Raw genomic sequence first — 12,846 nt, 5'->3', positions numbered from 1 at the left:
TCGAAACAGGAAACTTCAAAGCCGGCGACCGACTGCAGCCGGTATCGACGGCCACCACCGTTCGTATCCGCGATGGCAAGACGCTGACCACCGACGGGCCCTTCGCGGAAACCCATGAGCAGCTCGGTGGCTATTACCTGATCGACGCTAAGGATCTCGATACGGCCTTGGCCATCGCGGCGCGGATGCCGGGCGCGCGCCATGGGTCGATCGAGGTCAGGCCGATCTGGAACTACAATAAGTAACTGCGTCATCATGGAGAGACGGCAGCGATGACGCCTGTCGAGATAGAGCGGATATTTCGCGACGAGGCGGGGCGCGCGTTGGCGACGCTGATTCGCCTCGTCGGCGATTTCGATCTCGCCGAAGACGCGCTGCAGGATGCTTTCGCCGCAGCGCTGCAACGTTGGCCCTCCGCAGGCGCTCCATCGAATCCGCGAGCGTGGCTGGTCAATGCCGGCCGCAACAAGGCGGTCGACCGGATCAGGCGGCAGGCCAGCTTTCGCAGCAAGCAGGATGCGCTGCTGCAGGAGACGCTGCTGCGCGCCGTCGGCGATGATGATGACGACGCGAGCGACGCCGTGCTCAATGACGACATGCTGCGGCTGATCTTCATCTGCTGTCATCCGGCCTTCGCGCTGGAGGTCCAGGTGGCGCTGACGCTGCGTACCGTCTGCAGCATGACCACCGCGCAGGTGGCGAGGGCGTTTTTGGTCGGCGAGGAGGCGATGGCGCAGCGGCTGGTTCGCGCCAAGCAGAAAATCCGGCTGGCCGGAATTCCCTATGAGGTACCGGATCGCGATGCGCTGGTGCCGCGGCTGGGCGGCGTACTCGCCGTGATCTATCTGGTGTTTACCGAAGGCTATGTGGCGACCTCGGGGCAGGATCTGATGCGCCTGGATCTGTCGCAGCAGGCGATCCGGCTGGCCCGGCTGCTCGACGGACTGATGCCGCAGCGCGGCGAGATCATGGGCCTGCTGGCGCTGATCCTGCTGCATGATGCGCGTCGCGCCGGCCGCCAGACGTCCGATGGCGATATCGTGCTGCTGAAAGAGCAGGATCGCACGCTGTGGGATCGGCGGCAGATCGCCGAGGGCCTGCAGCTCGTCGAAACGGCATTGCGCGTGCCGGGACGTCCCGGCTCGTATGTCGTGCAGGCCGCGATCGCGGCGCTGCATGCGCAGGCACCGAGTTATCAGGAGACCGACTGGCCGCAGATTGCGGGTCTCTATGAGGTGCTGCTGCGGACCAGCCCGTCGCCGGTGATCGAACTCAACCACGCCGCGGCGGTGTCGATGGTCGATGGCCCGCTGCATGCGCTGAATCTGGTCGATGCGCTACAGACGCGCGGCGGACTCAATGGCTACGATCTGCTGCCCGCGGTGCGCGCCGATCTGCTGCGCCGGCTTGGCCGCCGCGATGCGGCGCGCGCTGGCTATCTCGACGCAATAGCGGCGACGCAGCTCGCACCATTGCAACGGCTTTATGCGCGACGGCTAGCCGAGCTGGATGCCAAGCCGGGCGACTAGCCCGGCGTGTCGGTCGATTCGGTCGGGAGGCTGGCGAGCAGCGCCTGCAGGGTGGTCAGCGTCGAATGGTCGGTGACGCCATCGACGCGCTCGGGGCGGAAGTGGCGCTGGAACGCGGTAACCACTTCCATTGTCGCCGCATCATATTGGCCGTTCGGCTCGATGCCGAAGCCATAGCGCGCCAGCGCGTGCTGCAGCGCCGTCACGCGCTCGCCCTCGGCGCCGAGCTTGATGCTTTCGCCACGCGTGATGGGGGCCGGCCGGACCCAGTGGCCGACGCCGGAATTGGCCAGCGAGTGCCACGGGAATTTTTCGCCGGGATCCTTCTTGCGCGACGGCGACACGTCGGAATGGCCGAGCACGCGGTGGGCCGGCAGTTCATGGCGCAGCATGATGCCGCGACACAGCGCCGTGACGGCGGCGATCTGCCGGCTCGGGAAATCCGGATAGCCCCAGTCGTGGCCGCGGTTGATGATCTCGATGCCGATTGAACAGGAGTTGATATCGGTCTCGCCAGCCCAGTAGCCGATGCCGGCATGCCAGGCGCGCTTCGCCTCGGGCACGGTCTGCACGATACGGCCGTCTTCCAGCACGATGTAATGCGCCGAGACGTCGGTCCCGGTGGTGCACAGTCGGGTGATGGCACCCTCCGCATCCGGCATGCCGGTGTAGTGCAGCACGATCATATCCGGCACCAGGCCGTTGTTGCGCTCGCCGAAATTGGCCGACGGGATGATATCCGACACCACCGAGGAATCCGGGGTGAAGCTGGGCAGATCCGCGGCGCCCTTCGGGATCGGAAGGGCGCGCGGGCGTTTCGGATCGGACCCGGGAGACGCGTAGGAACCTGTAGCCATCGGACAACTCAAACCGCAAGAGAACTGCAAGGGAGACAGCAACGCCGGGACAGCCAGTGACGCTTCGGTGCACTATCCGGGCCGTGGCCGCGCTGCGCAACGGTTCCGTGACACCAGTCCAGTGTTTTTCCGGCCAGGGGTATTTAAGTGCCGGCAGTGCCTTAATTCCTTCGCAACCCATCAACGCTTTCTTAACGGTAAACGACGTTACTGAGGGGTGAACAGCCGGCCCGACAGGGGCGGCCGGGGTTCCATTTGACGCTCAAATCCCATGGCAAATCTTCAAAATTCCATGCGGAAAGCCGGATTTCTCGCGGGTCTCGCGTGCGGCGCGGCGGATGGGACCGGCAATCGCGTGTGGCTGCGGTCTTTCGAGCGGAAAGACCGGGCGGCGCGCCGACAGTTGAGGCGACATGGGCCAATTGGTGTCCAGTTTGACGTTGCGCCTCGATGCGATGGGCCGGGTCGTGCCAGTTCCACCCTGCTTCGGAGCGGGCGCATGACCACGTCCGATCCCCGCCATATCCCGGTGCTCGGCCGCGAGGCTGTCGAGGCGCTGAACCCGCGCGACGGCGGCGTCTATGTGGATGCCACTTTCGGCGCCGGCGGTTACTCCCGCATGATTCTCGAAACGCCCGGCACCCGCGTCATCGGCATCGACCGTGACCGCACCGCCATCGCCGGCGGCTTCGCTTTGGTCGATAGCGCCGATGGCCGGCTCACGCTGGTCGAAGACCGCTTCTCGCACCTCGCCGACGTCTGCGCCGCGCAGGGCGAAAGCCTCGTCGATGGCGTGGTGATGGATGTCGGCGTGTCGTCGATGCAGGTCGATCAGGCCGAGCGCGGCTTCTCATTCCGCTTCGACGGGCCGCTCGATATGCGGATGGGCCATGACGGCCCGACGGCCGCCGATGTCGTGGCCAAAGCCTCCGAGGCCGACCTCGCCAACATCATCTATATCTTCGGCGAAGAGCGCTATTCCCGCGCGGTCGCCAAGGCCATCGTCGCCGCGCGCGCCGAAGCGCCGATCGTCACGACTGCGGAATTGGTCGCCATCATTTCCAAGGTGGTATGGGCGAAACCCGGCGAAATCCATCCGGCGACGCGCACGTTCCAGGCGCTGCGCATTTTCGTCAACGAGGAACTCGATGAGCTGCACACCGCGCTGGCCGCGGCCGAGCGCGTGCTGAAACCGGGCGGCCGCCTGGTGGTGGTGTCGTTCCATTCGCTGGAAGATCGCATCGTCAAGAATTTCATGGTCGAGCGAGCTAAGACCGGCGGCGGCTCGCGGCATCTGCCGGAGATCTCGCAGTCGGCACCGCGCTTTACGCTGGTCAACAAGCGCCCGATCGTGGCCGGCGGCGAAGAAGTCAGCGCCAATCCGCGCGCGCGCTCGGCTAAACTGCGTGCTGCCGAGCGCACCGATGCGCCGGCGCAGGAAGCAGGTCCGTTGCCAGGCTGGCCATCCCTCGATGACGTGATGCGCGGGGGCGGCTGAGCATGCGCATCATTCACCTCCTGGTCATTGCGGTCCTCGTGTTCGCCGCGGCCTATGTCTACCGCATCAAGATGGAATCCACCGTGCGCACCGAGCGCGTGCTGCGGCTGCACGCCGACATCCGCGAGCAGCGCGATGCCATCGCTGCGCTGCGCGCCGAATGGGCCAAGCTGGACGCGCCGATGCGGCTGCAGGGCCTGGCCGAGCGGCACCTCGCTTTGAAGCCGGTCACCGCGCAGCAGTTCGACGCGCTGAAGAATCTGCCGGACCGGCCGCCGAGCTTCGCCAAGCCCGGCGATCCCGATCCGATCGGCGCCATGATCGACACCATCGACCCGGATATCGTCACCGGCTCCCTGCCAGCACCGGAGGATCCGCAGTGACCGATCAGGTGCCAACCACCCGCAAGCCCGTCGCCAAGCCGGCCGAACCCTGGCGGCAGCGGCTGATCCGCAGCCTGTTGTACGGACGCAATGTCGATCGCGCCGCCAAGGCCCGCGCCCGCGTTGGCCTCGCCATGATCGCATTCGGCGGCATCTACGGGATCATTGCGATTCGCCTGATGATGTTCGCCGTCGCGGGCGACACTCATGCCGAACGTCGCGCCACCAAGGATGCCGTCGCCACCGCGCGGCCCGACATCGTCGATCGCAATGGCGAGATTCTCGCCACCGACGTCAAATCGCCGTCGCTTTTCAGCGAGCCGCGACGCATCATCGACAAGGATGAGGCAGTCGAACTGCTGACTGCGGCGTTGCCCGACCTCGACACTGCGGAAGTGCGCGAACGCGTCTCGAGCCGTAAGGGCTTTGCCTGGCTTAAGCGCGAAATCACGCCGGCGCAGCAACGCGACATCCACCGCCTCGGCATCCCCGGCATCGGATTTTTGCGCGAGAACAAGCGCGTCTATCCGAGCGGCCCCGCGGTCTCGCATGTCATCGGCCTCGTCAACATCGACAACCAGGGCATTGCCGGTATCGAAAAATGGCTCGATACCAACGGCCTCGCGGATCTGCATCGCGCCGGCTTTGCTTCCGACCGCCTGCAGAAGCCGGTTGAGCTCTCAGTCGATCTGCGCGTCGAGCATGCGCTACGCGACGAATTGCTGAAGGCAAAAGAAAAGTACAAGGCCAAGGCGGCGTCGGGCCTGATCTCCAACGTCAAGACCGGCGAGATCGTCGCGATGGTGTCGCTGCCGGATTTCGACCCGAACAACCCGAAAGAGGCGCACGATCCCGACCGCATCAACCGCCTGACCACCGGCGTCTACGAGATGGGCTCGACCTTCAAGACGCTGACGCTGGCCATGGCGCTGGATGCCGGCAAGGCCAATCTCGGCACCATGTACGATGCGCGCGCGCCGCTCAGCTTCGGCAAGTTCAAGATCCATGACAGCCATTCGCTCGGCCGTTTCATCTCGCTGGCGGAAGTGTTCACCTTCTCGTCCAACATCGGCGCCGGGCGCGTCGCGCTGTCGGTGGGCGTCGAGGCGCACAAGGCCTTTCTGAAGAAGGTCGGTCAGATGGACCGGCTGCGCACCGAATTGCCGGAAAGCGCGATGCCGATCGTGCCTAAGCGCTGGAGCGAACTCAATACCATCACCATCTCGTTCGGCCATGGCATTGCGGTGGCGCCGCTGCAGGCGGTGATGGGCATCAACGCCATGGTCAATGGCGGCTACCTGATTCCGCCGACCTTCCTGAAGCGCACCGAGGAAGAAGCCCAGGCAATGGCCAAGCGCGTGGTCAAGAAGGATACCAGCGACAAGATCCGCTACCTGATGCGTCTGAACGCCGAGACCGGCACCGCGCGGCAGGCTGATCTGATGTCGAAGGGCTACTACATCGGCGGCAAGACCGGCACCTCCGAGAAGGTGGTGGGCGGGCGCTACTCCAAGAAACAGGTGCTGAATTCCTTTACCGCCGTGCTGCCGATGGACAATCCGCAATATCAGGTGCTGGTGATGCTGGATGAACCGAAGGCACTGCCGGAAACCCATGGTTTCATAACCTCGGGCTGGAATGCAGTGCCGGCGGGCGGCAAGGTGATTGCCCGCGTCGCCCCCTTGCTCGGGCTGGAGCCGCGCTTCGACCTGCCGACCTCAGACCGCCTTATTCTGGCGGCATCCAGAGCGACTCAATAACCCCTGCGTCGGCGCCTTTACAGCCGGTGCAAAATGCGCTTTGCGTGGGCTTCGCGCGATCCCGATCTGCGAACTGGAACAGCATGAAACTGCCCGACCTCTTCAGCGACGATGCCGTGATCGACGCGCCCGCCGGCGATGTCGATGTTCGCGGTCTCGCTGTAGACAGCCGCGCAGTGAAGCCGGGCGATCTCTTCTTCGCGCTGGCGGGCGCCAAGACCGACGGTTCGCGGTTCGTCACCCAGGCCATTGCCGCCGGCGCGGTGGCGGTTGCGGGCGATCACAAACATGTGGGGCTGCCGGTGCCGTTCGTGGTCACGCCCAATCCGCGCCGCGCTCTGGCGCTGGCCGCGGCGAAATTCTATCCGCGGCAGCCCGCCGTGATCGCCGCCGTCACCGGCACGTCGGGCAAGACTTCGGTTGCGTCGTTCGCGCGCGAGATCTGGGTGCGGCTCGGCCATCAGGCGGCGAGCATCGGCACCATCGGTCTGGTCTCGCCGAAGCACACGGTGTACGGCTCGTTGACCACGCCGGATCCGATTTCATTGCATCGCGAACTCGACGAAATCGCAGGTGAAGGCGTTACCCATCTGGCGCTCGAAGCCTCGTCGCACGGGCTCGACCAGTATCGCCTTGACGGCGTCCGCGTCGGGGCCGGCGGCTTCACCAATCTCTCCCGCGACCATATGGATTACCATCCCGACGTCGCGCACTATCTTGGCGCCAAGCTGCGGCTGTTTCTCGATCTCGTCGTTGAGGACGGCGTCGCGGTGATCGCGGCCGATCACGAGGTCTCGCCGCAAGTGATCCACGCCGCGCAGTCGCGGCACCTGCGCCTCATCACGATCGGCCGCAAGGGCAGTGGTGCAGGCGAGGGCATCCGTCTCGTTGACGCCACCATCGATGGTTTCGCGCAAGAACTGACGCTGGAACATCGCGGCAAGACCTATGCGATCAAGCTGCCTTTGGTTGGCGAATTCCAGATCGAGAACGCGCTCGTCGCGGCCGGCCTGGTTATCGGCACCGGTGGCGATGCCGAGCAGGTGTTCGCGGCGCTCGAACACCTTGAAGGCGCCAAGGGCCGGCTTGAGCGCGTCGGCGATCACAACGGCGCGCCGGTGTTCGTTGACTATGCCCACAAGCCCGACGCGCTGGCCAAGGCACTGCAGGCACTGCGTCCCTATGCCAAGCGCAAGCTCGTCGTGGTGTTCGGCGCCGGCGGCGACCGCGATGCCGGCAAGCGGCCGCTGATGGGCGAGATCGCCGCGGCGAATGCCGACAGCGTGATCGTCACCGACGACAATCCGCGCAGTGAAAACCCTGCCGATATCCGCGCGGCGATCCTGGCTGCTGCTCCGGGCGCCGTGGAGATCGGCGATCGCGCCGAAGCCATTCGCGTGGCGATAACCGGCCTGCAGCCGGGCGACGCGCTGCTGATCGCCGGCAAGGGTCATGAGACCGGACAGATCGTTGGCGACCGCGTGTTGTCATTCAGCGATCACGAAGCTGCTGCGGCGGCGCTGGCTGCGAGGTTGGCATGAGCGAATTTCTGTGGACCTCCGCGGCGATGGCGGAAGCGATGCGCGCAACCGCGCAGGGTGCGCTGCCCGAAGGCATCAGCGGAATCTCCATCGACAGCCGCAGCATCACGCCCGGCGAGGCGTACTTCGCGATCAAGGGCGACGTCCACGATGGTCATGCGTTCGTCGAAGCCGCACTGAAGGCCGGCGCCGGCCTCGCGGTGGTCGAAGCGGCGCAACGGGGAAACTTCCCCGCCGACGCACGGCTGCTGGTGGTCGATGACGTGCTGACCGGATTGGTCGATCTTGGCCGTGCAGCGCGCGCAAGGCTCGGCGCGCAGGTGATCGCGATCACCGGCTCGGTCGGCAAGACCTCGACCAAGGAGGCGCTGCGCCGCGTATGCGAGGCGCAGGGTGCTACTCATGCATCAGTGGCGTCGTTCAACAACCATTGGGGCGTGCCACTGACGCTGGCGCGCTGCCCGGCCAACGCGCGCTTCGCGATCTTCGAGATCGGCATGAATCACAGCGGCGAGATCGAGCCGCTGGTGAAGATGGTGCGGCCGCATTTTGCCGTCATCACCACGGTGGAGCCGGTGCATCTGGAATTCTTCGCCGGCGTCGAGGCCATCGCCGACGCCAAGGCCGAAATTTTCTCGGGGCTTGAGCCCGGCGGCGTCGCGATCCTGAATCGCGACAACCCGCAATTCGAGCGGCTACAGAAGCACGCGAAAAAGGCCGGCGTTTCCCGCATCGTCTCGTTCGGCACCGACAAGAAATCCGACGCGCGGCTACTCGACGTGGCGTTGCATCCGACCTGCTCGGCGGTCCATGCGAATATCCTGGGTCATGACGTCACCTACAAGCTCGGCATGCCCGGCCGCCACATGGCGATGAACTCGCTGGCGGTATTGGCCGCCGCCGAACTGATGGGTTCCGATCTGGCGCTGGCGGCGCTGACCCTTTCGCAGGTGCAACCGGCGACCGGCCGCGGCGCCCGCCGCCATCTGGAAGTGAATGGCGGCGAGGCTGTCCTGATCGACGAGAGCTACAACGCCAATCCGGCCTCCATGAAGGCGGCGCTGAGCGTGCTCGGGGCCGCCGCGGTGGGGCCGAAGGGCCGCCGCATTGCGGTACTGGGCGATATGCTCGAATTGGGCCCCGAAGGTGCGGAACTGCACCGCGGCCTAGTCGATACGGTCCGGACCGAGAAGATCGACCTGGTTTTTTGCTGTGGTCCGCTGATGCGACACCTGTGGGACGCCCTTTCCACCGGCAGGCGGGGCGGCTATGCCGATAATCCGACCGCACTCGAATCGCAGGTGCTGGCCGCAATCCGCGCCGGCGACGCCATCATGGTCAAGGGCTCGCTCGGCTCGCGCATGAAACCGATTGTCTCCGCGCTCGAAAAGCGCTTTCCCGGCAACGCCGCGCTCGATGATGCCGCGGTATAGGCGAACTGAATGTTCTACTGGCTAGTCGACTTTGCGGGCACGGTTCCCGCGCTCAACGTGTTCCGCTACATCACCTTCCGCACCGGCGGCGCGGTGGTGACCGGCGCGCTGTTCGTGTTCCTGTTCGGCCCCTGGATCATCGACAACCTGCGCCTGCGCCAGGGCAAGGGCCAGCCGATTCGTTCCGACGGACCGCAATCACATCTGATGAAGGTCGGCACCCCCACCATGGGCGGGCTGATGATCCTGTCCGGCCTCGTCGTCTCCACGCTGTTGTGGGCCAACCCGCGCAACCCCTATGTGTGGATCGTGCTGGCGGTGACGCTCGGTTTCGGTTTCGTCGGATTCTACGACGACTATCTTAAAGTGACAAAGCAGTCCCACAACGGCTTCTCCGGCCGCACCCGTCTGGCCATCGAGGGGCTGATTGCCGTGGCGGCCTGCTACGCCTTCGTGCGGCTCGGCCGCGACCCGCTGTCGAGTTCGCTGGTGCTGCCGTTCTTCAAGGATCTGGCGCTGAACTTCGGCTGGTTCTTTGTCATCTTCGGGGCCTTCATCGTGGTCGGCGCAGGCAATGCGGTGAATCTCACCGACGGCCTCGACGGCCTCGCCATCGTGCCGGTGATGATCGCGGCGGCGTCGTTCGGCATGATCTCCTATCTCGCCGGCAACGCGGTGTTCTCCGACTACCTGCAGATCAACTACGTCGCCGGCACCGGCGAGCTGGCGGTGCTGTGCGGCGCGGTGCTCGGCGCCGGCTTGGGCTTCCTGTGGTTCAACGCGCCGCCGGCCTCGATCTTCATGGGCGACACCGGCTCATTGGCGCTGGGCGGCATGCTCGGCTCGATCGCGGTGGCGGTGAAGCACGAGATCGTGCTGGCGGTGATCGGCGGCTTGTTCGTGCTGGAAGCCGTCTCGGTCATCGTCCAGGTCACCTCGTTCAAGCTGACCGGGAAGCGCGTGTTCCGGATGGCGCCGATCCATCACCACTTCGAGCAGAAGGGCTGGACCGAACCGCAGATTGTAATCCGGTTCTGGATCATCTCGGTGGTGCTGGCGCTGGTCGGTCTGTCCACGCTGAAGCTGCGGTAGCCAAGCGCCCTGCTTGCCTTCCCCTCTCCCCTTGTGGAAGAGGGTGGCTTCGCGAAGCGAAGACGGGTGAGGGGTGCCACAAGCTCCGAGCCCGGGATTACCCCTCATCCGTCGCGGACTTCGTCCGCGCCACCTTCTCCCACAAGGGGAGAAGGAAGAAAAAGAGCAGGGCGCCTATGACCCCCGTCACGTCCTTTGCGGGAAAAACCGTCGCCGTTTTCGGGCTCGGCGGCTCCGGCCTCGCCGTTTGCCGCGCGCTTGCCGCCGGCGGCGCTGAGGTGATCGCCTGCGACGACAGCATCGACCGCATGGTCGAGGCCACGCGCGCCAATTTCATCACCGCCGACCTGCGCACGGTTAGCTGGCAGAACTTCGCCGCCTTGATCCTGACCCCCGGTGTGCCGTTCACGCATCCCGTGCCGCACTGGACCGTGCTGGCCGCACGCGATGCCGGAGTTGAGGTGATCGGCGACATCGAACTGTTCTGCCGCGAACGCGCACTGCATGCGCCCGCCGCGCCGTTCATCGCCATCACCGGTACCAACGGCAAGTCGACGACCACCGCGCTGATCGCGCATCTGATGCGCGAGGCCGGCTTCGACACCCAGATGGGCGGCAATATCGGCACCGCGATCCTATCGCTGCAGCCGCCGGCCATGGGGCGCGTCCATGTGATCGAGATGTCGTCGTACCAGATCGATCTCACGCCGTCGCTCGATCCCAGCATCGGCATCCTGCTCAACGTGACCCCGGATCACATCGACCGCCACGGCACGCTGGAACACTACGCCGCGGTGAAGGAACGCCTCGTCGCCGGCGTGCAGGGGCAGGGCACCGCGATCATCGGCGTCGATGACGACTGGTGCCGGGCCGCCGCCGATCGCGTCGAACAGGCCGGCACCCGGGTGGTCCGCGTGTCGGTCGAGCATCCGCTCGCCGATGGCCTGACCAGCGACGGCGCCAGCATCATCCGCAACGCCGGCGGCGCGCAGCAGCCCCTTGTCGATCTCGCGGGCATCGGCTCCTTGCGCGGCCTGCACAACGCGCAGAACGCGGCCTGCGCGTCGGCCGCCGCGCTCGCGCTCGGCGTCAGCATCGACGTGCTGCAGCAGGGGCTGCGCAGTTTCCCCGGGCTCGCCCATCGCATGGAGCAGGTCGGCCGCCAGAACACGACGTTGTTCGTCAACGATTCCAAAGGCACCAATGCCGACGCCACCGCCAAGGCGCTGTCGTCGTTTCCCGACATTTTCTGGATCGCCGGCGGCAAGGCCAAGGAAGGCGGTATCGAGAGCTTGGCGGAATTCTTCCCGCGAATCCGAAAGGCCTATCTGATCGGCGAGGCCGCGAATGATTTCGCGCGCACACTGGAAGGCAAGGTGCCCTACGAGATCAGCGCAACGCTCGACGTCGCCGTGCCAGCCGCGGCGCGCGATGCTGCGGCGTCGGACGTCGCCGAGCCCGTCGTGCTGCTGTCCCCGGCCTGCGCCTCGTTCGACCAGTTCCGCAATTTCGAAATTCGCGGCGACCGTTTTCGCGAGCTGGTGCTGGCGCTGGATGGCGTGAAGGCGGTTTAAGAAGGGCCGTGTCCCGGTCGCGGTGCGGCATTCTTATGCCGCTTCGCAGATCCGGGATCCCGGTAATTGAGCACACCGGACCTCTGATCGGCAGCGTGCCGCGCAGCGTCCGGGGCACAGAGTGCCGATATATTATCGACCAAGGCCTGTCTTAAAGTCTCCGCCGTGAAGGATATTTGAAAGCTTCGGGCCCCCGCCGGCGAAGTTTCCGTCCAAGTAGCCGCCCTTTGTTGCTTTCAACCAAACTAGCTGCTTCTCAAGGCGGTTAGTAATGGATTCCCCTGTGATGCCGTACCAGCTTAGCGGCCATATTCCAGCTGGGACGATTTCAAGTGTTGCATGCGTTAACTGCACACCAGGCCCGAATGACTTCTCAAGCAAAAGCGGATCGACTTTTTCGACTGTCAGGGGATCGTTGATGTCCCGAAATCGGACCAACAGCGGCACGCTCCTGAGCGGCAGTTCGACTTTTCCCGATAGTTGGCGAACATCGCTCACTCCCTTCGCGACGGGAAAGGGTAACGCCCCGCCGGGAAAATTAAAGGCACGCAGCACGATCCATTCAGCGCCGGAGCGGCTGTCCTCGGCGCTTTTGAGGAGGACGAAAAGCGTGCCTCGCTGGCCGAGAGCAAGGGCCACCGCCTCGCCCCGGACATTGATGGAAAATTCCGCTTCGTTCGGCAGCAACCTCGGACGGGCCATGTAGGAGACTTCGATGACGCCGGAGCCGGTCGCAGGCTTGCCGTCGATGTCGGCATCCAGCGTCAGGCGAAATCGCACGGTCGCGCTGGGAAACATTATATTGAATGCGAGGACCGCTGCGACGAGCACGGCGAAAACTATTCCAAGCCGTTTCATCTGGGTGTCCCGTTGAGCTGGATGGAGATACCACCGTAAGCGGTGTAAAGTTGAAAAGACGATAAGCAATATGGGAGGATGCTGCCGCAGGTCCCTTGTCCCGGACGCGGTGCGGCACACTTGTGCCGCTCCGCAGATCCGGGACCGTCCCAAACGCCGGAGTCCGCGACGGCCCCGGCTCTGCGAAGCAATACTTCGTATTGCATCGCGTCCGGGGCAAGTCATCGATCTCCTCTCCAAATTTTCACAATCCGTTAACCGTCTGGCAACCACGATGGCGCACCAATGGGGATCATTTGCCCGCAGGTATGCCCATGATCT

11 protein-coding genes are annotated in these 12,846 nt (G+C 64.9%); 9 read left to right on the top strand and 2 right to left on the bottom strand.

The window, feature by feature from the left end; genetic code table 11:
- The coding region (locus JWR89_RS19200) for a YciI family protein (RefSeq protein WP_299719008.1) at positions 1 to 245 on the top strand (245 nt) is incomplete at its 5' end.
- A 27-nt stretch (positions 246 to 272) separates the two neighbouring features.
- Positions 273 to 1,529 carry an RNA polymerase sigma factor gene (locus JWR89_RS19195; protein WP_299719007.1) on the top strand — a complete coding sequence of 419 codons (1,257 nt, stop codon included), beginning with the start codon at positions 273 to 275 and terminating at the stop codon, positions 1,527 to 1,529.
- Here the strand turns inward: JWR89_RS19195 and JWR89_RS19190 are convergent.
- On the bottom strand, positions 1,526 to 2,386 hold the full coding sequence (locus JWR89_RS19190) for an N-acetylmuramoyl-L-alanine amidase (RefSeq protein ID WP_299719005.1): 861 nt from the start codon (positions 2,384 to 2,386) through the stop codon (positions 1,526 to 1,528). The two genes, JWR89_RS19195 and JWR89_RS19190, sit on opposite strands and share 4 nt — an antisense overlap.
- Before the next feature lie 499 nt (positions 2,387 to 2,885).
- Between JWR89_RS19190 and rsmH the strand changes: the two genes are divergently transcribed.
- The 7 genes from rsmH (at position 2,886) to murD (ending at position 11,667) form a co-directional block, all read left to right on the top strand.
- A complete protein-coding gene (gene rsmH / locus JWR89_RS19185; protein ID WP_299719003.1) occupies positions 2,886 to 3,884 on the top strand; it encodes a 16S rRNA (cytosine(1402)-N(4))-methyltransferase RsmH in 999 nt (332 codons plus the stop codon).
- A gap of 2 nt (positions 3,885 to 3,886) precedes the next feature.
- Positions 3,887 to 4,267 carry a hypothetical protein gene (locus JWR89_RS19180; RefSeq protein ID WP_299719000.1) on the top strand — a complete coding sequence of 127 codons (381 nt, stop codon included), beginning with the start codon at positions 3,887 to 3,889 and terminating at the stop codon, positions 4,265 to 4,267.
- Positions 4,264 to 6,027 carry a penicillin-binding protein 2 gene (locus JWR89_RS19175; RefSeq protein WP_299718998.1) on the top strand — a complete coding sequence of 588 codons (1,764 nt, stop codon included), beginning with the start codon at positions 4,264 to 4,266 and terminating at the stop codon, positions 6,025 to 6,027. Before JWR89_RS19180 ends, JWR89_RS19175 begins: the two co-directional genes overlap by 4 nt.
- A gap of 83 nt (positions 6,028 to 6,110) precedes the next feature.
- Positions 6,111 to 7,568: a UDP-N-acetylmuramoyl-L-alanyl-D-glutamate--2,6-diaminopimelate ligase gene (locus JWR89_RS19170; RefSeq protein WP_299718997.1), complete on the top strand. Its 1,458-nt coding sequence runs from the start codon at positions 6,111 to 6,113 to the stop codon at positions 7,566 to 7,568.
- On the top strand, positions 7,565 to 9,001 hold the full coding sequence (locus JWR89_RS19165) for a UDP-N-acetylmuramoylalanyl-D-glutamyl-2,6-diaminopimelate--D-alanyl-D-alanine ligase (RefSeq protein ID WP_299718996.1): 1,437 nt from the start codon (positions 7,565 to 7,567) through the stop codon (positions 8,999 to 9,001). The genes JWR89_RS19170 and JWR89_RS19165 overlap by 4 nt, the downstream gene beginning before the upstream one ends.
- A 9-nt stretch (positions 9,002 to 9,010) precedes the next feature.
- Positions 9,011 to 10,093: a phospho-N-acetylmuramoyl-pentapeptide-transferase gene (mraY, locus tag JWR89_RS19160; RefSeq protein WP_299718994.1), complete on the top strand. Its 1,083-nt coding sequence runs from the start codon at positions 9,011 to 9,013 to the stop codon at positions 10,091 to 10,093.
- A gap of 176 nt (positions 10,094 to 10,269) precedes the next feature.
- Positions 10,270 to 11,667: a UDP-N-acetylmuramoyl-L-alanine--D-glutamate ligase gene (murD, locus tag JWR89_RS19155; RefSeq protein ID WP_299718992.1), complete on the top strand. Its 1,398-nt coding sequence runs from the start codon at positions 10,270 to 10,272 to the stop codon at positions 11,665 to 11,667.
- 132 nt (positions 11,668 to 11,799) lie between these two features.
- On the opposite strand, the gene JWR89_RS19150 is transcribed toward murD, so the two are convergent.
- The gene (locus tag JWR89_RS19150) at positions 11,800 to 12,525 is read right to left on the bottom strand and encodes a hypothetical protein (protein ID WP_299718990.1); all 726 of its coding nucleotides are present in this window, start codon (positions 12,523 to 12,525) and stop codon (positions 11,800 to 11,802) included.
- Between the last annotated feature and the right edge of the window lie 321 nt (positions 12,526 to 12,846).

This window comes from Tardiphaga sp., from assembly GCF_028290785.1.
Taxonomy (GTDB): domain Bacteria; phylum Pseudomonadota; class Alphaproteobacteria; order Rhizobiales; family Xanthobacteraceae; genus Tardiphaga.
Note: the sequence above shows the minus strand (reverse complement) of the source record. Positions and strands in the feature narration are given on the sequence as shown.

Excerpts from the sequence above, each read along its gene's own strand:
- JWR89_RS19190 (WP_299719005.1), bottom strand. The coding sequence starts at position 2,386 with ATGGCTACAGGTTCCTACGCGTCTCCCGGGTCCGATCCGAAACGCCCG.
- JWR89_RS19150 (WP_299718990.1), bottom strand. The coding sequence starts at position 12,525 with ATGAAACGGCTTGGAATAGTTTTCGCCGTGCTCGTCGCAGCGGTCCTC.
- JWR89_RS19180 (WP_299719000.1), top strand. The coding sequence starts at position 3,887 with ATGCGCATCATTCACCTCCTGGTCATTGCGGTCCTCGTGTTCGCCGCG.
- murD (WP_299718992.1), top strand. The coding sequence starts at position 10,270 with ATGACCCCCGTCACGTCCTTTGCGGGAAAAACCGTCGCCGTTTTCGGG.
- JWR89_RS19195 (WP_299719007.1), top strand. The coding sequence starts at position 273 with ATGACGCCTGTCGAGATAGAGCGGATATTTCGCGACGAGGCGGGGCGC.
- mraY (WP_299718994.1), top strand. The coding sequence starts at position 9,011 with ATGTTCTACTGGCTAGTCGACTTTGCGGGCACGGTTCCCGCGCTCAAC.
- rsmH (WP_299719003.1), top strand. The coding sequence starts at position 2,886 with ATGACCACGTCCGATCCCCGCCATATCCCGGTGCTCGGCCGCGAGGCT.
- JWR89_RS19165 (WP_299718996.1), top strand. The coding sequence starts at position 7,565 with ATGAGCGAATTTCTGTGGACCTCCGCGGCGATGGCGGAAGCGATGCGC.
- JWR89_RS19170 (WP_299718997.1), top strand. The coding sequence starts at position 6,111 with ATGAAACTGCCCGACCTCTTCAGCGACGATGCCGTGATCGACGCGCCC.